The sequence below is a fragment of the Rhizobium sp. SVR5-9E genome (genome assembly GCF_056755095.1).
In genome coordinates this window covers 1-22,329 of sequence record NZ_JBNDHS010000004.1, presented here as the reverse complement: position 1 = coordinate 22,329, position 22,329 = coordinate 1, and the positions used below count along the sequence as shown (strand labels likewise).

22 protein-coding genes are annotated in these 22,329 nt (G+C 60.7%); 13 read left to right on the top strand and 9 right to left on the bottom strand.

What is annotated here, in order from left to right; genetic code table 11:
• The first annotated feature begins 3 nt into the window (after nt 1-3).
• Both ACPYOJ_RS03555 and ACPYOJ_RS03550 read left to right on the top strand, forming a co-directional pair.
• Complete coding sequence (locus tag ACPYOJ_RS03555; RefSeq protein WP_168828487.1) at nt 4-723, top strand: RlmE family RNA methyltransferase; 720 nt, start codon at nt 4-6, stop codon at nt 721-723.
• Nucleotides 724-779: 56 nt separating this feature from the next.
• Nucleotides 780-1,163, top strand: coding sequence for a VOC family protein (locus ACPYOJ_RS03550; RefSeq protein ID WP_481415153.1), 384 nt, complete (start codon nt 780-782; stop codon nt 1,161-1,163).
• Between the two features lie 5 nt (nt 1,164-1,168).
• On the opposite strand, the gene ACPYOJ_RS03545 is transcribed toward ACPYOJ_RS03550, so the two are convergent.
• Entirely contained in the window at nt 1,169-2,593 is a 1,425-nt protein-coding gene (locus ACPYOJ_RS03545) for a DHA2 family efflux MFS transporter permease subunit (protein WP_481415022.1), read from the bottom strand.
• A gap of 243 nt (nt 2,594-2,836) precedes the next feature.
• On the opposite strand from ACPYOJ_RS03545, the gene ACPYOJ_RS03540 reads away from it, so the two are divergent.
• From ACPYOJ_RS03540 to ACPYOJ_RS03520, 5 genes are all read left to right on the top strand, one after another.
• Nucleotides 2,837-3,829, top strand: a complete 993-nt coding sequence (locus ACPYOJ_RS03540; RefSeq protein ID WP_481415021.1) for an MBL fold metallo-hydrolase — start codon at nt 2,837-2,839, stop codon at nt 3,827-3,829.
• Between the two features lie 177 nt (nt 3,830-4,006).
• Nucleotides 4,007-5,491, top strand: coding sequence for an IMP dehydrogenase (guaB, locus tag ACPYOJ_RS03535; RefSeq protein WP_481415020.1), 1,485 nt, complete (start codon nt 4,007-4,009; stop codon nt 5,489-5,491).
• Between the two features lie 2 nt (nt 5,492-5,493).
• On the top strand, nt 5,494-6,054 hold the full coding sequence (locus ACPYOJ_RS03530; RefSeq protein WP_481415019.1) for a hypothetical protein: 561 nt from the start codon (nt 5,494-5,496) through the stop codon (nt 6,052-6,054).
• A gap of 66 nt (nt 6,055-6,120) precedes the next feature.
• Nucleotides 6,121-6,543, top strand: a complete 423-nt coding sequence (locus ACPYOJ_RS03525; RefSeq protein WP_481415018.1) for an MAPEG family protein — start codon at nt 6,121-6,123, stop codon at nt 6,541-6,543.
• A gap of 97 nt (nt 6,544-6,640) precedes the next feature.
• Nucleotides 6,641-7,516, top strand: coding sequence for a dienelactone hydrolase family protein (locus ACPYOJ_RS03520; RefSeq protein WP_481415017.1), 876 nt, complete (start codon nt 6,641-6,643; stop codon nt 7,514-7,516).
• On the opposite strand, the gene ACPYOJ_RS03515 is transcribed toward ACPYOJ_RS03520, so the two are convergent.
• Nucleotides 7,517-8,422 carry a hydrogen peroxide-inducible genes activator gene (locus ACPYOJ_RS03515; RefSeq protein ID WP_481415016.1) on the bottom strand — a complete coding sequence of 302 codons (906 nt, stop codon included), beginning with the start codon at nt 8,420-8,422 and terminating at the stop codon, nt 7,517-7,519.
• Nucleotides 8,423-8,542: 120 nt separating this feature from the next.
• On the opposite strand from ACPYOJ_RS03515, the gene ACPYOJ_RS03510 reads away from it, so the two are divergent.
• Nucleotides 8,543-10,039 carry a catalase gene (locus ACPYOJ_RS03510; protein WP_481415015.1) on the top strand — a complete coding sequence of 499 codons (1,497 nt, stop codon included), beginning with the start codon at nt 8,543-8,545 and terminating at the stop codon, nt 10,037-10,039.
• Between the two features lie 175 nt (nt 10,040-10,214).
• Nucleotides 10,215-10,844, top strand: coding sequence for a TetR family transcriptional regulator (locus ACPYOJ_RS03505; RefSeq protein ID WP_481415014.1), 630 nt, complete (start codon nt 10,215-10,217; stop codon nt 10,842-10,844).
• A 3-nt stretch (nt 10,845-10,847) separates the two neighbouring features.
• Here the strand turns inward: ACPYOJ_RS03505 and ACPYOJ_RS03500 are convergent, their stop codons facing one another.
• Nucleotides 10,848-11,804, bottom strand: a complete 957-nt coding sequence (locus tag ACPYOJ_RS03500; protein WP_168828496.1) for a LysR substrate-binding domain-containing protein — start codon at nt 11,802-11,804, stop codon at nt 10,848-10,850.
• Nucleotides 11,805-12,005: 201 nt separating this feature from the next.
• Here ACPYOJ_RS03500 and ACPYOJ_RS03495 point away from each other — a divergent pair, with 201 nt between their 5' ends.
• Nucleotides 12,006-12,305 (top strand): DUF1127 domain-containing protein, encoded by a 300-nt coding sequence (locus ACPYOJ_RS03495; protein ID WP_481415013.1) that lies wholly within the window; start codon nt 12,006-12,008, stop codon nt 12,303-12,305.
• Nucleotides 12,306-12,392: 87 nt separating this feature from the next.
• On the opposite strand, the gene ACPYOJ_RS03490 is transcribed toward ACPYOJ_RS03495, so the two are convergent.
• The 5 genes from ACPYOJ_RS03490 to ACPYOJ_RS03470 all read right to left on the bottom strand — a co-directional run bounded on the left by ACPYOJ_RS03490 (nt 12,393) and on the right by ACPYOJ_RS03470 (nt 17,715).
• Nucleotides 12,393-13,283: a DUF937 domain-containing protein gene (locus tag ACPYOJ_RS03490; protein ID WP_481415012.1), complete on the bottom strand. Its 891-nt coding sequence runs from the start codon at nt 13,281-13,283 to the stop codon at nt 12,393-12,395.
• A gap of 87 nt (nt 13,284-13,370) precedes the next feature.
• Entirely contained in the window at nt 13,371-14,744 is a 1,374-nt protein-coding gene (locus ACPYOJ_RS03485) for a glutamate--cysteine ligase (RefSeq protein ID WP_481415011.1), read from the bottom strand.
• Nucleotides 14,745-14,893: 149 nt separating this feature from the next.
• Nucleotides 14,894-15,631 (bottom strand): 16S rRNA (uracil(1498)-N(3))-methyltransferase, encoded by a 738-nt coding sequence (locus ACPYOJ_RS03480; protein WP_481415010.1) that lies wholly within the window; start codon nt 15,629-15,631, stop codon nt 14,894-14,896.
• Between the two features lie 15 nt (nt 15,632-15,646).
• Nucleotides 15,647-17,140, bottom strand: a complete 1,494-nt coding sequence (locus ACPYOJ_RS03475; protein WP_481415009.1) for an inorganic phosphate transporter — start codon at nt 17,138-17,140, stop codon at nt 15,647-15,649.
• 62 nt (nt 17,141-17,202) lie between these two features.
• Complete coding sequence (locus ACPYOJ_RS03470) at nt 17,203-17,715, bottom strand: NUDIX hydrolase (RefSeq protein WP_481415008.1); 513 nt, start codon at nt 17,713-17,715, stop codon at nt 17,203-17,205.
• Between the two features lie 254 nt (nt 17,716-17,969).
• Here ACPYOJ_RS03470 and ACPYOJ_RS03465 point away from each other — a divergent pair, with 254 nt between their 5' ends.
• Together ACPYOJ_RS03465 and ACPYOJ_RS03460 are read left to right on the top strand one after the other, a co-directional pair.
• Nucleotides 17,970-18,851 (top strand): LysR substrate-binding domain-containing protein, encoded by an 882-nt coding sequence (locus ACPYOJ_RS03465; RefSeq protein ID WP_481415007.1) that lies wholly within the window; start codon nt 17,970-17,972, stop codon nt 18,849-18,851.
• 90 nt (nt 18,852-18,941) lie between these two features.
• A complete protein-coding gene (locus ACPYOJ_RS03460; protein ID WP_481415006.1) occupies nt 18,942-20,099 on the top strand; it encodes an adenosylhomocysteinase in 1,158 nt (385 codons plus the stop codon).
• On the opposite strand, the gene ACPYOJ_RS03455 is transcribed toward ACPYOJ_RS03460, so the two are convergent.
• Entirely contained in the window at nt 20,096-20,992 is an 897-nt protein-coding gene (locus ACPYOJ_RS03455; protein ID WP_481415005.1) for a LysR family transcriptional regulator, read from the bottom strand. The genes ACPYOJ_RS03460 and ACPYOJ_RS03455 overlap by 4 nt on opposite strands.
• Nucleotides 20,993-21,129: 137 nt before the next feature.
• Between ACPYOJ_RS03455 and ACPYOJ_RS03450 the strand changes: the two genes are divergently transcribed.
• The coding region (locus ACPYOJ_RS03450) for an FAD-binding protein (protein ID WP_481415004.1) at nt 21,130-22,329 on the top strand (1,200 nt) is incomplete at its 3' end.

The window sequence follows — 22,329 nt, the reverse complement described above, 5'->3', positions numbered from 1 at the left end:
AGAATGACTAAGGCACCGATCGCCGGCAACCGAACCGGCCGCAAGCTAGGCCAGCGCGTCAAGAACAAGAAGATGAAGGCGTCATCGCGCCAGTGGCTGCAGCGCCACATCAACGATCCCTATGTGCAGCGAGCGCAGCTCGAAGGTTATCGCGCCCGCGCGGCTTTCAAGCTGCTGGAGATCGATGAGAAGTACAATATTCTGAAGGGTGCCCGCCGCATCATCGATCTTGGTGCTGCTCCGGGCAGCTGGTCGCAGATTGCCGCGAAAGTGACGGGATCGACGGACGAGGACATCCGCGTCGCGGCGATCGACTTCCTGGAGATGACCCAGCTTCCGGGCGTCAAGGTATTGCAGCTCGATTTCCTGGATCCTGAAGCACCCGCGAAACTCATGGAGGCCGTCGGAGGCACGCCGGACCTGGTGATTTCAGACATGGCAGCGCCCACGACGGGTCATCACCGCACCGATCATTTGCGGACGATGCATCTCTGCGAGGTCGCCGCGCATTTCGCCGTCGAGGTTCTGGGCGAGGGCGGCCATTTTCTTGCAAAGACGTTTCAGGGCGGCACCGAACGCGAATTGCTCAACATGCTGAAGCAGCATTTCCGCCAGGTCGTGCACGTGAAGCCCGCCTCATCACGCGCGGAATCGGTCGAGATGTTCCTGCTGGCGAAGGGGTTCAAGGGCCGCAAGCCGGACGCTGACGCCATGGAAGCTTGATCTTTCCGGTCATCTGGGGCGATTATGACGGTCCCAGGACCGGAATGCCATTGACCATGCTTCTCTATGTGACCCTCGGAACCAATGACATCGAGCAGGCGCGGCGCTTCTATGATGCCGTCCTGCCGGTGCTCGGCTATCGCTGCCAGCGCCTGTCGAACGAGGAAATCGGCTACTCCGCGGATAGGGATACGCGCTGCCGCCTATGGGTGGTCACGCCCTTCAACCGCCGGCGGGCGTCGAATGGCAACGGTACGATGGTGGCACTCTCGGCCGAAAGCCGGGCTGATGTCGATGCCTTCCATGCGGCGGCGATGGCAGCTGGAGGCGCCGACGAGGGCAAACCAGGCCTGCGGCCGTTCCACGCGAGTTTCTACGCCGCCTATATTCGCGATCTCGACGGCAACAAGCTCAGCGCCGTTTGCGAAAAGCCGGAATAGGAAGGCTATTTGACTGCCTGCTCCTCGGCCTCGATGACCTCCGGATCGAGCCGCTTGGCGCGGTGTCCTGAAACCACGGCGCCGGCGTTCTTGTCCATGCGGACGAAGGGGATCATCGCCAACACCGTTAATCCGGCAATGACGTAGAAAGCCAGGTGGAAATCGGCGACCTGCAGTGCTTCGCCGCGGAGATAGATCGACGTCTCGAGGATGGTTGCCGCGACGGCGACGCCGAGCGCAAGGCTGACCTGCTGCATCACCGAACTCAACGACGTGGCCTGGCTTGCCTCCTTGTCGTCTATTTCCGCGAAGGCGAGCGCATTCACGCCAGTGAACATGAAGGAGCGGGAGAACCCGCCGATCAGCAGCACGCCGATGATGACGAGGTGTGACGTCTCCGGCGTGAAGAGGCCGGTGATGATGGTCACGACAGTCGTCACCACGCCCGCGCCGAGCAGTGTCGATCGAAAGCCGATGGCTCTGTACACGCGCCGCGCCATGAATTTTGTCGTTATTGCACCGATCGCGCCCGAGAAGGTGATGAGGCCGGACTGAAAGGGCGTGAGTCCGAAGCCGAGCTGCAGCATCAGCGGCGTCAGGAAGGGCATGGCACCCACGCAGATGCGGAAAAGCATGCCGCCGCCTGTCGAGGCGCGGAAGGTCGGATTCTTGAAGAGGTCGAGATTGAGGATCGGTGTCGGATAACGTCTGGCGTGGCGCACGTAGAGCAGGCCGCAGATCAGGCCGATCACTGTCGCCGAAATGCCGATGACCGGCGGCAAAGCGGGAAGGCTGACGACCGACAGGCCAAAGACGACGCCGGCCGCAGCAAGGGCTGTCAGCACGAAGCCGATAATATCGAGCTTCGGCGGGGCGGTTGCTTCAACCTCCGGCAGAAAGATCGTCGCGAGCCACACGCCGATCACGCCGACCGGTACGTTGATGAGGAAAATCCAATGCCAGCTGAAATAGGTGGTGATGAAGCCGCCGAGCGGCGGCCCGGCAAGCGGTCCGACCAGGGCCGGGATCGTCAGCAACGCCATTGCCGACACCAGATCGCTCTTCTGTGTCGTGCGCACCATCACCAACCGGGCGACCGGCGTCATCATCGCGCCGCCCATGCCCTGCAGGAAGCGGGCGAAGACGAATTCGATGAGGCTGGAGGAGAAGGCGCAGAAGAGCGAACCAACGACGAAGACGCAGATTGCCAGCCGGAAGATGCGCTTGGCGCCGAACCGGTCCGCCATCCAGCCGCTGACCGGAATGAAGACCGCAAGCGACACCATGTAGGAGGTCAGCGCCAGCTTCAGCGTGATCGGCCCGACATGCAGGTCGTTGGCAATCGCCGGCAGGGCGGTCGCGATCACGGTGGAGTCCATCTGCTCCATAAAGAGCGCGACGGCCAGAATCAGCGGAACGATGCGGTTCATAGGCGAAAGCCCTGGTGGATCTTGGAGGAGGCTTGGGAGGTCCCCTGCTCTGTAGTCTCCCCTGCGGTCGCTGCCAACCCCTGAAGTTGTCGTGTTTACACGTTTTTATCACGTATGCGTGAGCGGCTTGCGCGACAACCGCTCCTTTCAAAATTCGCATATGTTCACCCGGCCGGACGGTGTCTCCGGCGAACGAGCCAAAGGCGTCAGCGCGGCGACGCACCGCGCTATTGGAGGATGGATATGGCAGCTTCATTGGGGATGAAGCGGCGCACGCTAATCGTGGCAGGCATTGGCCTGCTTGCGGCGCCTGCTATTTTAAGAGCAACGGCTTCAACAGCCGCAAGCAGAGAGACAAGTAATATGAGTGCAATGATGCTGCCCGAGATCAACCAGTTCAAGCTCGGCTCTTTCAAGATTACCGCGATCAGGGACGGCGGCAACGTCCTGGACAAGCCTTTCGAAACTTTTGGTACCAATCAGGATCCGGAGACGGTCAAGAAGCTGCTTACCGACAATTTCCTGCCGACCGAGAAATTCGTGAACAGTTATTCGCCGGCACTGATCGATACCGGCTCCGACGTCATCCTGGTCGATACCGGTTTCGGCCCCGCCGGCCGCGAACGAGGCCTCGGCAAACTCCAGGATGGACTGAAGGCTGCAGGTTATGCGGCAGATGACGTTACCGTCGTCGCACTCACCCACCTGCATGGCGATCATATCGGTGGTTTGATGGAAAACGGCGCTCCTGCCTTCAAGAATGCACGCTACGTGGCGGGCCAGGCGGAATATGACTTCTGGTCCAGCAAGGCCCGCGAAGGCACGCCGGCCGAAGGCGGCCACAAGGCAGTGCTCGCCAATGTCGTGCCTCTGGCCGACAAGACCACGTTCATCAAGGATGGAGATCCAGTCGCCGGCGGCATCACGGCGGTGCTGGCGCCAGGCCACACACCGGGCCACATGGTTTTCCATGCCGAATCGGAGGGTAAGCGGATCGTCCTCACCGGCGACACTGCGAACCACTATATCCTGTCGCTGCTGCATCCCGAATGGGAGGTGCGCTTCGATATGGACAAGGCGCAGGCCGCCGCCTCGCGCAAGAAGGTCTTCGACATGATCGCGACCGACAAGATCGCTTTCCTTGGTTACCACATGCCGTTTCCGGCGGTGGGCTTTGCGGAGAAGGAAGGGACGGGCTATCGGTTCGTGCCGAAGACCTATCAGTTCGACATCTGAGCCTGGCGCATAGCGGCCATCACGCGCCCGGCCGGTAAGCCGGGCGTTTTGCTATTCACTTCCTGTCATAGACGTGTTACCAGCCCTCGCCAACTTCCAAAGCAATCCTTGCATACCGCCGGGGCGGACGATTCGTTCCGGGAGGGTTTGCATTTTCTTACCTGAAGGAAATTGGCCATGGCTCGCATCATTGAAACGCCAACCGGATTGGATGCACTCACGTTCGACGACGTGCTCCTGCAGCCCGGTCATTCCGAGGTTCTGCCCGGCCAGACGAGTGTCGCCACGCGCATCGCGACCGACTTCGAACTGAACATCCCGATCATCTCCGCAGCGATGGATACCGTGACCGAGGGCCGTCTGGCGATCGCCATGGCGCAGGCAGGCGGCCTTGGCGTCATCCACAAGAACTTCACACCCGCCGAGCAGGCGGAGCAGGTTCGTCAGGTCAAGAAGTTCGAAAGCGGCATGGTCGTCAATCCGGTGACGATCGGTCCGGAGGCAACGCTCGCCGATGCGCTGGCGCTGATGAAGATGCACGGCATCTCCGGCATCCCAGTTGTCGAGAAGTCCGGTCGCCTCGTCGGCATCCTCACCAACCGCGACGTCCGCTTCGCCTCCGATCCCACACAGAAGATCTACGAGTTGATGACCCGCGAAAACCTCGTGACGGTCAAGGAGAGCGTCGATCAGCAGGAAGCCAAGCGCCTGCTGCATGCGCACCGCATCGAGAAGCTGCTGGTCGTCGATGGCGAGGGCCGTTGCGTCGGTCTGATCACCGTCAAGGACATCGAGAAGGCGCAGCTGAACCCGAACGCTTCCAAGGACGCGCAGGGCCGCCTGCGGGCCGCCGCCGCTGTCGGCGTCGGTGACGATGGCTTCGAGCGCGCCGAACGGCTGATCGATGCAGGCGTCGACCTGCTCGTCGTCGACACCGCTCACGGTCATTCGGCTCGCGTTCTGGAAGCCGTCGCCCGCGTCAAGAAGCTCTCCAATTCCGTTCGCATCATGGCCGGCAACGTCGCAACGGCTGAAGGTACCAAGGCGCTAATCGATTCCGGTGCGGATGCCGTCAAGGTCGGTATCGGCCCGGGTTCGATATGCACGACGCGCGTCGTTGCTGGGGTCGGCGTTCCGCAGCTCGCCGCGATCATGTCCGCCGTCGAAGCGGCGAAGGCGCAGGATATTCCGGTCATCGCTGACGGCGGCATAAAATTTTCGGGTGACGTCGCAAAGGCAATCGCGTCGGGCGCTTCCGCCGTCATGGTCGGCTCACTGCTTGCCGGTACCGATGAGAGCCCGGGCGAAGTCTATCTCTACCAGGGCCGCTCGTTCAAAGCCTATCGCGGCATGGGCTCCGTCGGCGCCATGGCGCGCGGCTCCGCAGACCGCTACTTCCAGGCGGAAGTCCGTGACACGCTGAAGCTTGTGCCGGAAGGCATCGAGGGTCAGGTGCCGTACAAGGGGCCGGTCTCCGGCGTGCTGCACCAGCTCGCGGGCGGCCTGAAAGCGGCTATGGGCTATGTCGGCGGCAAGGACATCAAGGAGTTTCAGGAGCGCGCCACCTTCGTGCGCATCTCCGGCGCCGGCCTTCGCGAAAGCCATCCACATGACGTGACGATCACGCGCGAAAGCCCGAACTACCCGGGCGTCGGCGTCTGATCATGCTGGCGGGCAGCCGGATACCGTCTTGGGTCATCGGGCTGCTTGCCATTCTTTCTGCCGCCGCGCTGGCATGGACGGCCTTCGGCTACGCCCTGCCGTTCCAGCAGGAAACCGGGCGGCCAATGCTCGACACCTATTTCTCCGGCTACGACTATCCTGCGGTCGTCGCCATGCAGAAGCTGTTGAGCGAGAACGATGTCGCCCGCGGGCTGCTGTTTAGCATGTATCGCGGCCCGGAGCTCGTGCTGCCGGCGCTGGTGACTATGCTACTTTGGGCGATTCTCCTGAAGCTTCAGCCGGACCGCAGCTATTCCGGCAAGCCGATGCATCCCGTTTTGCGCAAGGCAATTTACGCTCTACCGCTCATCTACGGCATTGCGGACTATGCCGAGAATATCTCCAGTCTCGTTGCTTTCGGCGACGGCGGAGGCGCAGCGTCTGCCGCCGCGTTGCTGCCCTGGATGACCAAGTTGAAATTCGCAGCGCTCGCCGTCTCGGCAATCATCATCGTTCGTTCTTTGCTCATACGTCCCGGTCCGGACAGCGACGGTCCACAATAGGCTGGAAAGCGCCGGTATTTTCCTCTACTGCTTTGAAAATATGAGAGAAGTTGCGAGGGAAACCATATGACCGGCTATGAAATGTTCTGGCCAATTATTGCCCACGTCGGCCTGGTCTATGTCCTCTATATGCTGCTCAGCCTCCGCCGCCGGCAGATGGTGCAGGCGGGCAAGGCCAAGGCGTCCGACTACCGCGAAAACCGCAGCGAGCCATCGGAGAGCCTTGTCGTTAGGAACAGCATCGCCAACCAGCTCGAGCTGCCGGTTCTCTTTTATGTCTGCTGCGTCCTGCTTTACATCACCGAAGCGGACAACTTGCTTGCCGTCGCCCTTGCCTGGATTTTCGTCGCGCTTCGCTATCTGCATGCATTCATCCATGTCACGACCAACAACATGCGATACCGAAGCCCGCTCTTTGCCGCGGGTTACGTGGTGCTTGCCGCCATGTGGGTGTGGCTCGCAGTCTGGATGATTTTTCCAAACGGCTGATGGGTCATCGCGCCGGTAACGCGGTTTTGTTCCTGCGTTACCGGGCCATGGCTTATCTTGCCTTCCATAATCAATGAAGGGGAAAGAGGAGGTTCACATGGATAAACCGCAAATCACGCAGGCCATGATCGATGCGTATGATGAATACACGCATCTGACGCTCGACCGCCGCAGTTTCATGGACAAGCTGACGAAGCTTGCAGGCTCGGCGAGTGCCGCGGCCCTCATCGCCCCGATGCTCGCCGCAAACAAGGCGAGCGCGGAAATGATTGCCGCCAACGACGACCGGCTAAAGGCGCAGGATGTTACCTATCCCGGCAGCAGCGGCGAGATGAAAGGCTATCTTGTCGAGCCCAAGGATGCGTCGGGCAAGCTCGGCGCGGTGATCGTGATCCACGAAAATCGTGGCCTCAATCCGCATATTCGGGATGTTGCCCGCCGCATGGCGCTGGAAGGCTTCATCGCGCTTGCGCCAGATTTCCTGTCGCCGCAGGGAGGTACCCCGGAAAACGAGGATCAGGCACGCGAGATGTTTGGCAAGCTTGATGCGGCGACGACCGTCGCGAATGCCGAGGCGAGCGTCAAATATCTGAAGACGCTGCCTCTCTCAAACGGCAATGTCGGCGCCATCGGCTTTTGCTGGGGCGGTGGCCTCGTGAACAATCTTGCGACGAAATCGCCGGAGCTGAAGGCCGCCGTTGCCTATTACGGTGCGCAACCCAAGGCGGAAGAAGTGCCGAACATCAAGGCGGCGCTGATGCTGCACTATGCCGGTCTCGACGAGCGCATCAACGCCGGCATCGACGCCTACAAGAAGGCGCTGCAGGATAACGGCAAGGACGTCCAGGTCTTCGTCTATGACGGCGTCAACCATGCCTTCAACAACGACACGTCTGCGGCACGCTACGACAAGAAAGCGGCGGACCTCGCCTGGAGCCGCACCGTCGAATTCCTGAAGAAGAACCTCGGCTGATCAGGCGGCGGCGTCGCGTGCAATGGCGGAGGCGGCAATGACCGCCTCGGCCAGAGCCTCCATCTCCTTGGCTCGATGGCTGCTGCGCCGCCATGCGAGGCCGATCTCGCGTGCCGGCTGCGGCTCGGCGAAAGGCACGATGCGGATCGAGTTGCGGCTCGTCTCGGTGGCGATCGCCATTTCCGGGACGAGCGTCATGCCCATGTCGTGCGACACCATCTGCAGGAGCGTTGCCATCGACGTGGCGCCAAAGTTGACGAGACTGCGCTTGCCGGCGCTGCAGACGGCAAGCGCCTGATCGCGCAGGCAATGGCCTTCTTCCAGAAGCAGCAGGCGGTCGACATTCACCTCGTTTTCGGTGAGCGGCGACAGCAGCACGCTCTCGCCATTCTCGGCAACCGCCATATAGAAGCGGTCGGTAAAGAGCGACCGCGTCTGGATGCCTTCGACGTCGAGCGGCAGCGCGGCAATGACCGCATCGAGCTTGCCTGTTGTAAGATCGGCCATGAGCCGGTCGGTCACTGCCTCTTTGAGCTCCACCTCCACGGACGGATAGGTCCGGCGCAGATGCGGGATGAACTGCGGTACGAGATAGGGCGCGACAGTCGGAATAATGCCGATGCGGATCAACCCTGCCAGCAGGCCGTCGCCCGTCCTGGCTGTTTGCTCCAGCAAATCGACCTGATGCAGGATGGCACGCACATGAAGCAGCACGTCCTGTCCTTTGTGCGTAAGTATTGTGCTCGTGCGCATCCGCTCGAAGAGCTTGGCGCCCAGATATTCCTCCATTTCCATGATCTGCGCCGAAAGCGCCGGTTGGCTGATGTGGACCAGTTCCGCCGCCCGCCGGAAATGGCCGGTGGTGGCGAGGGCGTCGAAATAGCGCATCTGCCGCAGTGTCAGCATGATAAGTTTTTCCGATTGTGATCCTCACTAAATACGATTGGAAATTATCAATGGTCAATGGGAGAACAAAGCCGCTGGAACCCAATGAGTGTTCAAGAACCTATTTCAATGGAGAATTTCATGTCCGATCGCCCACGCTTGACGACAACGGCCGGCGCCCCGGTTCCCTCGAACCAGTATTCGCTGACGGCCGGCCCCCGCGGCCCCATCCTGCTCGAAGACTACCAGCTGATGGAAAAGATCGCCCATCACAACCGCGAACGCATTCCGGAACGCATCGTCCACGCCAAGGGCTGGGGTGCCTACGGTGAGCTGCATATTACCGAGGACCTCTCCAAGTACACGATCGCCAAGGCATTGCAGAAGGGTAAGGTCACGCCGATGCTGGCCCGCTTCTCGACGGTTGCCGGCGAACTCGGTGCGGCCGACCATGAACGCGACGTTCGCGGCTTCTCCCTGAAGTTCTACACGGAGGAAGGCAACTGGGACCTGGTTGGCAACAACACGCCGGTCTTCTTCATCCGCGACCCGATGAAGTTCGCCGACTTCATCCACACCCAGAAGCGTCATCCGAAGACCAACCTGCGCTCGGCAACCGCCATGTGGGATTGGTGGTCGCTGTCGCCGGAATCGCTACACCAGGTCACCATCCTGATGTCGGATCGCGGCCTGCCGATCGATCCGATGCACATGAACGGCTATGGCTCGCACACCTACTCGCTGTGGAATGACAGAGGCGAGCGTTATTGGGTGAAGTTCCACTTCAAGACCCAGCAGGGCCACAAGTTCTTCACCAACGAGGAAGCCGAAACTCTGATCGGCAAGACTCGCGAGGGCTATCAGGAAGCGCTTTTCGGCGGCATCGAGAGGGGTGAGTTCCCGCGTTGGACCGTCCAGCTGCAGATCATGCCCGAACTCGAAGCCGACAAATGTCCCTTCGACCCCTTCGACCTGACCAAGGTCTGGCCGCATTCGATGTATCCCTGCATCGACGTCGGTTATTTCGAGCTGAACCGTAATGCTGAAAACTACTTCGCCGAGATCGAGCAGGCGGCTTTCTCACCGTCCAATAAGGTTCCCGGCGTCGGCTACTCGCCGGACCGCGTGCTGCAGGGCCGTCTCTTTGCCTATGCCGACGCGCACCGCTACCGGCTCGGTACTCACTATGAGGCGCTGCCGGTCAACGCGCCGAAGTGCCCGGTTCACAACTACGTCAAGGACGGCGCGATGAACTTCTTCGGAGGTATCACGTCGGGCAATCCGGACGCTTACTACGAGCCGAACTCGGTCGCTGGTTCGCCGGTCGAAGTGCCGACCGTCGCCGAGCCGCCGCTCAGGATTACGGGTGACGCGTCCCGCTACAATCATCGTGAAGGCAACGACGATTACATCCAGCCGCGTGCGCTCTTCAATCTGTTCGATGCCGGCCAGAAGGCCCGCCTCTTCTCCAACATCGCGGCTGCGATGGGCGGCGTACCGGGTGAAATCGTCGAGCGCCAGCTCGCACATTTCAAGCTCGTGCATGCCGATTACGAGGCCGGAGTTCGTGCCGCTCTCGAAAAGCAGCATGGCTACAAGATCGATTCGATCAGTGCGCAGCCGGCGGCAGCAGAGTAGCTGATCCACAGTTTTGAAAACCAAAATTGGGGCTTATAGCCCCGATTTCCTTGGGCTTCTCGAGTCCGTTAAAATGCGAGCGTTTCCATTTACGCCGCATGAAGACGTGCATGCCATATCGCTCGGAATGCGCCGGTCTGAGGCACGTGCGCCAAAGATAATACATGGGAGCGATATGAGCGAGCAGGGTAAGGATCGCATCGGCCTTCGCCGGAAGCCGAAGCAGGAACGCAGCATCCAAAGACTTGATCTGATACTTGCCGCCGCCGCAGACCTGATCGCCAGAAAGGGCGTCAGCGCCATGCGCATGACGGAGCTGGCTGCCGCTGCCAAGGTGCCGATCGGCTCGGTCTACCAGTACTTCCCGGAAAAGGCCGCGATCGTCAAAGCCCTTTTCGACCGCCATGCGACCGCCGTCCAGGCGAAGACCGCTGGCATGTTCGCCGATGTCAAATCTTTCGATGAGGCACTGGAGCTGATCTCGGCCATGATCGACTGGTATTATTGCGAATACCGCAATGACGCCACCTATCTTGGCGTCTGGATGGGAACGGAAACCGACCAGGACCTTCTGCGGCTCAACATCGAACACAGCAATCGCGTGGCCGAAATCTTCCATGATGCGATAAAGCGCATCGCACCCGAGATACCTGAAACCGACATGCGGGCTCGCACCTATCTTTTCAGCCACCTGATCGGCGCATCGGTCCGCCTCGCGGTCAACAGCGAAGAGCAACTGGCGCAACGGATGCTGGCCGAATGGAAGCGCGTCATCCGCGCTTCGCTGTTCGCGACGGCGGCCTGACGCTTACCAGCTTGGCACCATATTGGCGGCCCTCAGGCGCGGATACTGCCGTGCGTAGGCCGACTTCCCATCCGCATCCAGATGGTCGTCAACCACCGCGGGCGTGATGTTGTCGAGGCAGGCGGTGATATGCGCCGTAATCGCATTCATCAGCGAGAGCGATACGCCCGGACGCTTCATGATGCCGATCTGAACCGGTGGCAGGGCAGGAAAGCCGTCAGCCTGGCTCAGCACCTTCATGCCGGTCCGCAAGGCCGATTCTGGCATCACCGAAACGGCCATGCCGGCGAGCACGGCAGAGGCAACCACGGTACACGACCAGCTCGTGAACAGGATCTGGTACTCGCGGCCGACCGCATCCAGCGCCGAGCAGGCAAGCTGCCGCCACTGGCAATCGCGGCGGCCCACGGCAAGCGGCACCGGCGCGTCGTCGCGGATGGGGTGGTTGGCGGAGCCGACCCAGCAGAGCGGCTCGGTTCTGACAACATCCGACATCCGCTCGCGCGGGTTATGCGTCACCAACGCGATATCGAGCTCGCCCTTGTGCATCCGTTCGGCCAGATCGGGCGAAGGCTCGCAGACGATGTAGAGCTCGACATTTGGATGGGTCTTGGCGAAACGGCCGATGATTTCCGGCATGTAGCGGTCGGCGTAGTCATCCGGCGTGCCAATGCGCAGCGTTCCCTCGAGACGATTGTCGTCGAAGGCGGCGATCGCCTCGTTGTTCAGGCGGATGATCCGGCGGGCGTAATTCAAAAGCTTCTCGCCCTCGACCGTCAGCCGGTTGCCACGGCCGTCCTTGATGAAGAGCTGCTTGCCGATCCGCTCTTCCAGACGCCGCATCTGCATGGAGACGGCGGATTGCGTCTTGTAGACGCGATCGGCGGCCTTGGTGAAGCTGCCGGAATCGACGATGGCGATGAAGGTCTGCAACTGGTCAATATCGAGGGGCGCGGACATGGGCTCACCTATAACGATCTCTGATAATAATCATTAGAAACATTCGTTGGACTGATCAATAGCCGTTTGGCATCTTCTAGATGCAAATCAAACATAGTGAAGAACAGACACCTTGCCTGTCCTTCAAAGGTTCAGCCTTTCTCTTTCCGCTCGACCTCGCGGGAGGGGTGGGTTGTTGCGCCCGAAAGAAAGGAGAGTTCGATGCGCATGATTGATCAGACAGTAGAACTCGACTGTGCCAAGCAGCCCGTGACGTTTTCCCAGCGTTTCGGCGGAGCCCTTGTGCCGCTGGCAGCTCTCTTTCGCGCATTCCGCAACCGCAGAGCGATCAATGGCTTGAGCGACCTCGACGATTATCAATTACGGGATATCGGCCTGACGCGGGCCGATATCACCGCGGCAATGGTAACGTCGACCTTCTTCGAGGACCCGTCGGCACATCTGACGAACTCGGCGCGCCGCCGCTGGCGTCTCGCGATATTCCGCTCCTATGCAGATTAGGAGCGGACTGTTTTCCCCGCAGGGTGATAACCAATAGCCCTGCCGCCTAACCCGGTGACCGGCTCTCCCAGCCGTCTCCGGGTTTTTTTATGGGCTCGGAGAGGGAGGCGTGCGTTTTGGCATGTAGGTCTCGAAGATCGCTTCCATGCTTTTCTGGTAACCCTTCTGCACCTCGAGCCCGCTGTCGAACATGGTATTGAGCATGTTCAGATAGCTTTCCGCTTGCTCCTTCGCTTCTTCCTTCGGAGCTTCCAGCGCCTTCTTGGCAGGTTCCGGTGGCTTTTGCGCCGCCGGCTGCGCGAGGCCCGTCATCATTTCCTGAAAGGCCTTGGCGAAGGGATTGTCAAAGAAGGGATTGACGGAAGGCTCCTTGGTCTCCTTGGGTTGCGGCTTCGGCGTGCTGAACATCATCTGCATCGCCTGCATGAACGGATTGTCGAAGATGTTTGGCTCGGCTGCGGCTTTCGGCTTCGGCGCGAAGCCTGTACTTTCCAACCAGTTCTGGATCATTTCGCCCATCGGCGTATTGGCGAAAGGATTGGCGGTCTGGGCCATCTGTCCGGTCGTTTGCTTGAAGATTCCGCCCATCAGCGTGTCGGCCATCACCGGTAGCATCTGTTTGTAGATTTCCTGGCCGATGCCGGTCATCTGCGCGGCCTGCGCGGCAACGGCGCGGGACACCTCTTTCGAGCCGAAAAGCTGGCCGAGGATATTGTTGCCGTCCGAGATGCCCTGCGGCGTGAAGGCCTTGCTCATATCCTCGAAATATTTGGCGTAGTTGCCGGAAGCGACCGCCTGCATCAGGGCCATGAAGTCGTACGGATTGCCGGTGGTACGCTTCAGGCCGGCGGAAAAGGCGGGCGTCAGCGCCGCCATCGCCTTGGCCGCCTGCTCTTGGGCAAGATTGAACTGCTTGGAAACAGCCTCCATCGCCGCGCCATTCTGCGCCTGCATCATCATGTCGAAGAGTGGCAGCATGACAGTCCTTCCCCCATGAGCAGTGCTTATGATTCACCACTATAAACGGAAAATGGACTGCGCAAATGAATTTAGTAGGTCCTGGCCCTAATACTGATATTCCGCGAAGACCGGCTCGACTGAGCCGTTCCAGCGGCCGTGATAGAGCGCCAGCAGGTCCTCGGCGAGCGTCGCCTTTTTCGCCATCACCTCGTCCAGCGGCGATAGGAAGATGCTCTCGTCCTGGCCTTCCTTGTTCAAGCGGTTGCGCGCCTTGAGACCGGCCTTGGAAATCCCGATGACCTCACGGGCGACTTCGTAGAGGGCATGGCCGCGGAACGTGGCGTTCAGGCCGGCCGCCGGAACAGCCTCCCGAAGCGCGTTGACTTCGGCGAATGTCCAATCCTTCGTGAGTTGGTCGGCGGCATCAAGTGCGGCATCGTCGTAGAGCAGGCCGACCCAGAAGGCGGGCAGGGCGCAGATGCGGCGCCATGGGCCACCGTCGGCACCACGCATCTCGAGGAAGCGTTTCAGGCGTACATCCGGGAAGAGCGTCGAAAGATGGTTCGTCCAGTCGCCCATCGTCGGCTCCCAGGCGGCAATCTCGCCCTTCAGCGCACCGTTCATGAACTGGCGGAACGTGACATGCGTACAGTCATGATAGCGGCCGTCGCGGACGATGAAATACATCGGCACATCAAGTGCCCATTCCATATAGTGATGGAAGCCGAAGTCGTCGCGGAAGGTGAAGTCGAGAAGCCCGGAGCGACGGTTGTCGGTGTCGCGCCAGATGTCGCCACGCCAGGAAAGCAGGCCATTTGGTTTGCCTTCGGTAAAGGGCGAGGAGGCAAAGAGCGCCGTTGCCAGCGACTGAAGCTTCATCGACACGCGCATCTTCTTCTGCATGTCGGCTTCCGAGGAAAAGTCGAGGTTCACCTGGATCGTGCAGGTGCGGTACATCATGTCGAGACCCTTGGTTCCGACCTTCGGCATGTAACGGGTCATGATGTCGTAGCGGGATTTCGGCATGCGCGGCGTCTCGGCCAGCGTCCATTTCGGGCTGCCGCCGATGCCGAGGAAGCCAATGCCCATCGGCTCGGCAATTTCGCGTACCGTCGCCAGGTGCGAATTGGATTCCCGGCAGGTCTCATGGATGGTTTCCACCGGCGCGCCCGATAGCTCGAACTGGCCGCCCGGCTCGATTGAGATCGCACCCATGCCGTGCTGGTCGGCGAGCCCGATGATATTGTCCCCATCCATGATCGGATCCCAGCCATTCTTTGTCTGAAGGGCCTTCAGAAGGGCTGAAATGCTGGCTTCGCCGAAATAGGGAACGGGGCTGTTGTCGGCACGGAAAAAGGCGAATTTCTCGTGCTCGGTGCCGATGCGGAAGCTGTCCTTCGGCTTGCTCCCCGCAGCCATATAGGCGGTCAGCTCCTGAACCGAAGAGATGGGCGTCTGGTCGGTAGTATCGCGAGCCATTCAGTGTAACCTGTATACTGGGGAACGCCCGGCGGGCCGGGACAATTGGAAGGGTGATTAGCGCCGCTCTCAGGTATGTTACAAGTGAAATTCTTTCAACGACGCATCAAAAAAATAGCGGGTTATTTCGCTGGAGGCTGATTGGAAGGTTAATTCCAGTCGCCGATCGCCGCCTGGATCACGGCCATGGCCGCTACCGCAGCAGTGTCGGCACGCAAAATTCGCGGCCCAAGAGGTATTGCCGTGACGAAATCGAGGCTCCGCAGCCGCGCGCGCTCCTCTTCCGAAAAACCGCCTTCCGGCCCCACGAGAAGAGCAAGTCTCCTTTCTTCGATCTTGGAGAGCAGCGGCAGCGGATTTTGCCCGGCGTCCCCCTCGTCGCAATAGATGAGCCGCCGGTCTTGCGGCCAAGCTTCCAGCAGATCGAAAAGCTTCATCGGTTCTGCGACATCAGGAATGCCGAGGATGCCGCACTGCTCGGCCGCTTCGACCACATTGGCCCTCAGCTTGTCGAGGTTGGTGATTTTGCCCTGGACATGCTGAGTCATCACCGGCTGCAGCAGACCTGCGCCCATTTCGACCGCCTTCTGCACCAGATAGTCCAAGCGGCCGACCTTCAGCGGCGCAAAAAGATAGTGCAGATCGGACGGCGCCGGCTGCGGCCGCGTCTCTTCGGTCGGGGTCAACTGAATGCGCTTGCGGCTCGGAAAGGAAAGCCTCGCCTTCCATTCTCCGTCGCGGCCGTTGAAGACCAGGATCTCGGCGCCATCAGTCATGCGCAGGACATTGGCGAGATAGTTGAACTGGTCGGGATTGGCCTCGATGGCAGCGCCCATCGACAAGGAAGCATCGACGAAAAGCCGCTGCATGCGGAAATTGGCGCGCATCTCAAAAGACCCCGGTCAAACGAAGAGGGCGAACATAACCAAATAAACCATCGCCGCAAGCGCAGCGGACGCCGGCACGGTGATGATCCAGGCGGCAACAATGGTCATGAAGTGCGAGCGTCGCACCAGATAGCGGCGGCGTCTCTCATGTACGTTCGGATCTTCCGGCTCGTCGATTGCCCAGGTTTCTGCCTTGCGGCGCATGAATTTGACGCGGCGCCTGGAATTGCGGGTGTACCATTCGCGGAAGAAACCGACGCCGAAGACCGAACCCACCGCGATGTGCGTCGTGCTGACGGGCAGGCCGAGCCAGGATGCGACGATAACCGTGAAGGCTGTCGACAGCGCAACGCAATAGGCGCGCATCGGGTTGAGCTTGGTGATCTGGTCACCGACGAGCCGAATGAGGCGCGGACCGAAGAGAAGCAGGCCGACGGAAATGCCGAACGCGCCGATCAGCATCACCCAGAGCGGCGGCGCGGTCCCGGTTGCCAGCGCCGTTGACGAATGCACAATGGCTGAAAGCGGTCCGACGGCGTTCGAGACATCGTTTGCGCCATGGGCGAAGGACAACAGGGCCGCCGAGCCGATCAGCGGAAATTTGAACAGGATCCGAAGTGAGCTGTTGCGGTTTTCGAGATCTCTTGATTGCCGAGCGACGATCGGCTTCGCCGCCAGCCAGGCGACGAGGCCCGCCAGCAGCCCCAACGCCAGAATCGTCAGTGACGAAAACCGCCGCGACGGCGCCAGCTGCAAGACCATGTAGGCTGTAAAGCCGCCCGCCATCATGGCAATCAGCACCGGAACCCAGCGCCGCGCTGCAGCGATCTTATCGTCTTGATAAATGATGAATGTCTTGATGAAAAAGAGCAGGCTGCCTGCGATCGCGCCGCCGATCAGTGGCGACGTCACCCAGCTTGACGTAATCTCAAGCATGACCCGCCAGTTGACGGGGTCCGGTCCGACGGCGGCAATTCCGGCTCCGATCACGGCGCCGACGATCGCGTGCGTGGTCGAAACCGGCGCGTTCAGCCAGGTCGCGAGGTTGATCCAGAGCGCAGCCGCCATCAACGCCGCCATCATGATCCACGCGAGTAGTCCTCCGGGCACGTGCACCGCATCCACAATGCTGGACGAGATCGTCCGGACCACCGCTCCGCCGGCAATCGTCGCACCGAGAACTTCGAAGATGGCCGCGATGACAAGTGCCTGCGTCATCGTTATGGCGCGCGCGCCGACAGCGGCGCCGACGTTGTTCGTCACATCGTTCGCGCCGATGTTCATGGCCATGTATGCCGCGAGTGCGGTGGCGGCGATGATGAGAACCGCGCTCGGACGCTCGAAGACGTAGACGCCCGCAAACAGCATCGCCAGTCCGAGGAAGATCAGGCCGAGGCCGGGTCCGACCAGCTTTCGAGAGACAAACTTCGCCGCGTCCTCGACGTGGGTGAATTTGTCGAGGTCCTTATCAAGCGTTCGTTTGGTCAGGACGGGGATTCGATCGGGCATGCTTTTCCTAGGACTGGCGCCTGCTTAGCGCCGTTAATCCTAGTTGCGCAAGATGGCAGGAATCATGCTGCCGGAATTTGCTTCGGCGAGTCTGCCTGCAGTTTCTCGGTTATTCTGCGCTTGAAGAGCAGAAAGAGCTTCCGAAGCTCCGGCTCATTGACGCGCGCCGCCGCTTCGTCGCAGGAAACCCACTCCGCTTTGCGCTCGCCCTTTTCCTTGAAATTCTTGACGATCTCGGAGACTTCGAGAACATGGACCTGAACCTTGCAGATCACTTTCAGTCCGTCCTTCAGAGCCTTCGGATAAGTGTAGGAGCCGAGCGGTTCGTTCTCTATCTTGCCGCGAACGCCTGCTTCCTCATAGGCTTCCCGGGCGGCAACTTCGTGCGAACACTTGCCGTTCATCGGCCAGCCCTTGGGGATGACCCAGCGGCCGGTATCACGGCTCGTCATCACCAGAACCTCAACCGCATTGGTCTTCTTCTTCACCCGGTAACAGAGCGCACCATATTGCAGTCGCGGCGGGCGCCGAAACATCAGTTGCACGTCAGAAGCCAGTCGGGAAAGAAGCGTCAATTCGCGGGCCACCTTCTAAAGTTTGTCTCCAGAATCATAATTACGAACCACTAATATAAGCGCTGCATGGAAAACTTGCACCGCTCGAAAGTGCACAGCCAACATTTGCTATGGATTCGCTGCCGCTCTGCTTCGAACTCCGCCAGATCGTGTTCTGATTGCGACTATGCACACCTGTTCAATATGCTCTCGGCTTGTGTCACGTTCAATGGCGCGATCAATTGCTCCACGAATTTATTTAGGGAATTGGAATCATGCGCCTGCCTCCTCTCAACGCGATCCGCGCCTTCGAAGCCGTTTGCCGCCAGGGAAGCGTTTTGCAGGCCAGCGAAGAACTCGGGGTCGTGCGCGGCGCGGTGCGTCAGCAGATCACGACGCTGGAGAACTATTTCGGCGAGAAGCTGTTCTTGCGCGAGGGGCGGCGGCTCGTCCCGACTGCAAAGGGGCGGGCGCTTGCAGAGGCCGCCGGCGCGGCACTCTCGATCTTGCAGCGGGCTACCGCAGAGCTTGAGGGCGGACCACGGCGCAAGATACGCATCGGCGTACCGTCTGCTTTCGGAATATGGTGGTTGATGCCGCGTGCCGGTGACTTGCAGAACGCGCTTGGGCCTGATGAGATCGACATCGTGCCGATGAACGTCGCCGAACCGCTCTTGCTCCATCCAGAGCTCGACGCCGTCATCATGGGCGGAGAATACCGGCCTTCGGCGGGCGTTACGGCCGTCAAGTTCATGGAGGACGAATTTGGCCCCGTCGCCACGCCGGCGCTGGCCGCCGGTGTTTCGGAAAGCCCGGCACGTATGGCGGAGGCGGCGGTACTCGTCAGTCGCAGCGTGCCGAGGCTGTGGGACGAGTGGTTTGTAGAAAGCGGCACGCCGCCGGTCACGTTCGCCCGCCGGCAGGAATACGAGGATATGCTGCTGGCGCTCAGTGCGGCCCGTTCGGGCCTTGGCATCGTGCTCGCGCCGCGCGCTTCGATCGAAGATGATCTCGCACGAAATGTCCTCGTCGCTCCCTTCGGATTTGTCAGGAGGCCATCGGGCTACAGATTCTGCTGCAGGATCACCGATGCGGAGAGACCATCTTTCCAGGCCCTTCGCGAGTGGCTGCTTCGCTCCGGCGGCCTCAAACAATAGGGTAGTTTTTCTGCCCTAACGTCAAATTTATCTCCATGGATTGCCGGCCGCGCCGTCGCTATGACTTACGAAAACTCCAGGGAGCGCGCGATGGAAAAGACGGCAACCCGCATCGATTGGATCGGCAGCAGCTGCCGGCTGCTTAAGGCGACGGCCACGGAATTTGCCGAGACGCGGCCCTTCGAAGGTCTGTCGATCGGCACCGGTATCCATCTGGAGCCGAAGACCGTGGCATTGCTGATGACGCTTCGTGCCGGCGGCGCGAACCTCATATGCACCGGCAACCTGAACAGCACGCAGCCTTCGACCGTCGAATACCTGCGCTCCCAAGGCATCAAGGTCTTCGCCACGCAGACCACCGACCCGGTCGCGCATCATGACAGCCTCGAGGCGGTCGTCGGTGAAAGGCCGGACCTGCTGCTCGACAACGGTGGCGACCTTTTCGCCATCGCCGCGGAAAGGGCCTACCCGAACCTGCGCGGTGGAACCGAGGAAACGACATCCGGCCGCACCCGGCTGCTGCCGATGCGCGAGCGGTTGAACATGCCAATCCTCGTCATCAACGACAGCCCAATCAAGCAGTTTGCGGAAAACAGGCACGCCGTCGGGCAGAGCCTGTTCGAGAGCTACATGCGCTTCACCAACCGGTCGACGAACGGCAAGCGCGTCACCGTTTTCGGTTACGGCGCGTGCGGCAAGGGCACTGCTGCCTGCTTCCGCAACGCCTTCTCGACCGTCAGCGTGGTGGATCTGGATTCGGTTACGACGCTGGAGGCCCATCTCGACGGTTTCGTGACACCGCTCAGGGAAGATGCGATCCGCTCGGCCGATGTGCTCGTCACGGTCACCGGCTTTCCGAATATCATCACGGCTGCCGACCTCCCGCTCATCAAGGACGGCGCCATTCTCATGAACGGCGGCCATTTTCCGCTGGAGATCGATGTTGCAGCGTTCCGCGCGCATCCTGATCTCGTTCGGATCGACCGTTATGAAGCTGACTTCATCGAAACGCTGCATCTGAAGGACGGCCGTTCATTTCATATCCTCGGCGGCGGCCATATGGCGAACCTCGCCGGTCCGCGGCCGCTCGGCAATTCGGTCGAGTCGATGGACCTCGGCTTCACCTTGCAGGCGCGCTGCCTCGAGCGTGTCGCCAAAGGCGGCGTCGGACCAGAAGCCTGCGTCGTGCCGGTGCCGAGGGATATCGACCAGATGGTGGCAAGCGCCTATCTCGCGCTTGCGCGCTAAAGTTCCCAGTACGGAATCGGACCGTAGAGCTCAGCCAGATAGTCGATGAAGAGGCGCACCTTGGCGGGCAGGAACTGCCGGCTGGGATACACTGCCGAGAGTGCCAGGTTGCGCGAGCCCTCATAGGCGGGCAGCACCTGGACGAGCTTGCCGCTCTTGAGTTCTTCGCCGATATCCCAGGTGGAGCGCAGTGCAATGCCGAGCCCTGCGATAACTGTCTCGCGAATTACCTCGCTGGAATTGGTCACGAGCATGCCCTCCGGCCGCAGGCTCATCGCGCCCTCCGGCCCTTCGAGACGCCAGATATCGTTGTTGTGCGCCGGCAGGCAGCGGTGGCTCTTCAGATCCTCGATGCTCTTCGGCATCCCATGCACTTCGATATAGGACGGCGCGGCGCAAAGCAGTCGCCGGACTTTCGCGAGCTTTCTGGCGACGAGGCTGGAATCGGTCAGCTCCGCGATGCGGATCGCCAGATCGAAGCCGCCGCCAACGATATCGCTTAATTCGTCCGTGAGTACGAGATTGATCGCAAGCTCCGGATGCGCGTCCATGAACGCTTTAAGGTGCGGCGCGACATGCATGCGGCCGAACGAGGTCGGAACCGAAATCTTCAGAGTGCCGTGCATCTGCGCCGAGCTTCCCGAAATATAATGCTCTGCTTCTTCCAGGCCGGCGAGAATGCCAAGGACGCGATCGTAAAAGCCCTGGCCAGCCTCGGTCAACGAAATCTGCCGCGTCGTGCGTTGCAGGAGACGTGTGCCGAGCCTGTCCTCCAGCCGCTTGATGCGCTTCGAGATGACTGCCGGAGAAAAACCCAGCATACGCCCGGCAAGCGACATGCTGCCGGCCGAAACGACCTTGGCAAATATTTCGAGATCGCCCAGATTGGTCATATTGGTTTTTTACTTTTGCCCCTTTTTGCATAAATGCTTAGCATTTGCGCCGGTTTCGGGAAAGTGCTAAGCCGGTAAGGGCCGGTTGTCGTGGAGGACGCGCTGGTCTCGCCGCCATTTTTGGGAGGAAACGCGCCATGTCTGACGCCATCTCGTTTCTCGCGCCGCGCGCCGATGTGCTGGCCCGCCGCAGCCAGATCATCGGCGATCTCGCCGACCTGCTGCCGCCGGAATGTCTCGTCCACGAACCGCGCGAACTGGTGCCGTTCGAGACCGACGCTTTCATCGCCTATCGCCGTCTTCCCCTTGCCGTTGCGTTGCCGCGCAGCACGGCCGACGTCGCGGCTGTGATGAAGTATTGCCACCGCTACGGCATCCCGGTGGTGCCGCGTGGCGCAGGCACCTCGCTCTCCGGCGGCGCGATCCCGCAGGAAGACGCGGTTGTTCTCGGCCTGTCGAAGATGAACCGCATTCTGGACATCGATTTTCCGAACCGTGCGGCCGTCGTCCAGGCGGGTGTCACGAACCTCAACATCTCCGAAGCCGTTGCCGCGGACGGTTTTTTCTATGCGCCCGATCCAAGCTCGCAGCTGGCCTGCACGATCGGCGGCAATATCGGCATGAATTCCGGCGGCGCGCACTGCCTGAAGTACGGCGTCACCACCAACAATTTGCTCGGCGTGAAGATGGTGCTGACGGACGGAACCGTGATCGAGCTCGGCGGCAAGGCGCTGGACGCGGCAGGCTACGACCTGTTGGGTCTCGTCTGCGGCCATGAAGGCCAGCTTGGCATCGTCACCGAGGCGACAGTGCGGCTGATCGCCAAGCCCGAGGGCGCCCGGCCGGTGCTTTTCGGCTTCGAAAGTTCCGAGGAGGCCGGTTCCTGCGTCGCCGATATCATCGCGGCAGGCATTATCCCGGTCGCCATCGAGTTCATGGATAAGCCGGCGATCGAGATATGCGAGGCGTTTGCTCACGCCGGTTATCCGCTTGATGTCGGCGCGCTGCTGATCGTCGAGGTCGAAGGCTCGGAAGCCGAGATGGACGAGACCTTGAAAAGCATCGTCGAGATCGCCCGCCGGCATGGCGTCAAGACCGTTCGCGAGTGCCAGTCGGCGACCGAGGCAGCGCAGATCTGGAAGGGCCGCAAATCCGCCTTCGGCGCCACGGGCAGGGTCGCGGACTATATCTGCATGGACGGCACGGTGCCGCTCAGCCAGCTTTCCTATGTTCTGAAGAAGACTTCGGAAATTGTCGATCACTATGGCCTGCGAGTCGCAAACGTCTTTCATGCCGGAGACGGCAATATGCATCCGTTGATCCTGTTCAACGCCAAC

What these genes read in the sequence shown, in the direction of transcription:
- ACPYOJ_RS03490 (WP_481415012.1), bottom strand. Translation starts at nt 13,283, where the DNA reads ATGCTGCCACTCTTCGACATGATGATGCAGGCGCAGAATGGCGCGGCG.
- ACPYOJ_RS03455 (WP_481415005.1), bottom strand. Translation starts at nt 20,992, where the DNA reads ATGACCAATCTGGGCGATCTCGAAATATTTGCCAAGGTCGTTTCGGCC.
- ACPYOJ_RS03460 (WP_481415006.1), top strand. Translation starts at nt 18,942, where the DNA reads ATGGAAAAGACGGCAACCCGCATCGATTGGATCGGCAGCAGCTGCCGG.
- ACPYOJ_RS03515 (WP_481415016.1), bottom strand. Translation starts at nt 8,422, where the DNA reads ATGCTGACACTGCGGCAGATGCGCTATTTCGACGCCCTCGCCACCACC.
- ACPYOJ_RS03465 (WP_481415007.1), top strand. Translation starts at nt 17,970, where the DNA reads ATGCGCCTGCCTCCTCTCAACGCGATCCGCGCCTTCGAAGCCGTTTGC.
- ACPYOJ_RS03495 (WP_481415013.1), top strand. Translation starts at nt 12,006, where the DNA reads ATGCGCATGATTGATCAGACAGTAGAACTCGACTGTGCCAAGCAGCCC.
- ACPYOJ_RS03540 (WP_481415021.1), top strand. Translation starts at nt 2,837, where the DNA reads ATGGCAGCTTCATTGGGGATGAAGCGGCGCACGCTAATCGTGGCAGGC.
- ACPYOJ_RS03555 (WP_168828487.1), top strand. Translation starts at nt 4, where the DNA reads ATGACTAAGGCACCGATCGCCGGCAACCGAACCGGCCGCAAGCTAGGC.
- ACPYOJ_RS03550 (WP_481415153.1), top strand. Translation starts at nt 780, where the DNA reads ATGCTTCTCTATGTGACCCTCGGAACCAATGACATCGAGCAGGCGCGG.
- guaB (WP_481415020.1), top strand. Translation starts at nt 4,007, where the DNA reads ATGGCTCGCATCATTGAAACGCCAACCGGATTGGATGCACTCACGTTC.
- ACPYOJ_RS03500 (WP_168828496.1), bottom strand. Translation starts at nt 11,804, where the DNA reads ATGTCCGCGCCCCTCGATATTGACCAGTTGCAGACCTTCATCGCCATC.
- ACPYOJ_RS03545 (WP_481415022.1), bottom strand. Translation starts at nt 2,593, where the DNA reads ATGAACCGCATCGTTCCGCTGATTCTGGCCGTCGCGCTCTTTATGGAG.
- ACPYOJ_RS03505 (WP_481415014.1), top strand. Translation starts at nt 10,215, where the DNA reads ATGAGCGAGCAGGGTAAGGATCGCATCGGCCTTCGCCGGAAGCCGAAG.
- ACPYOJ_RS03510 (WP_481415015.1), top strand. Translation starts at nt 8,543, where the DNA reads ATGTCCGATCGCCCACGCTTGACGACAACGGCCGGCGCCCCGGTTCCC.
- ACPYOJ_RS03530 (WP_481415019.1), top strand. Translation starts at nt 5,494, where the DNA reads ATGCTGGCGGGCAGCCGGATACCGTCTTGGGTCATCGGGCTGCTTGCC.
- ACPYOJ_RS03520 (WP_481415017.1), top strand. Translation starts at nt 6,641, where the DNA reads ATGGATAAACCGCAAATCACGCAGGCCATGATCGATGCGTATGATGAA.
- ACPYOJ_RS03525 (WP_481415018.1), top strand. Translation starts at nt 6,121, where the DNA reads ATGACCGGCTATGAAATGTTCTGGCCAATTATTGCCCACGTCGGCCTG.
- ACPYOJ_RS03485 (WP_481415011.1), bottom strand. Translation starts at nt 14,744, where the DNA reads ATGGCTCGCGATACTACCGACCAGACGCCCATCTCTTCGGTTCAGGAG.
- ACPYOJ_RS03480 (WP_481415010.1), bottom strand. Translation starts at nt 15,631, where the DNA reads ATGCGCGCCAATTTCCGCATGCAGCGGCTTTTCGTCGATGCTTCCTTG.
- ACPYOJ_RS03475 (WP_481415009.1), bottom strand. Translation starts at nt 17,140, where the DNA reads ATGCCCGATCGAATCCCCGTCCTGACCAAACGAACGCTTGATAAGGAC.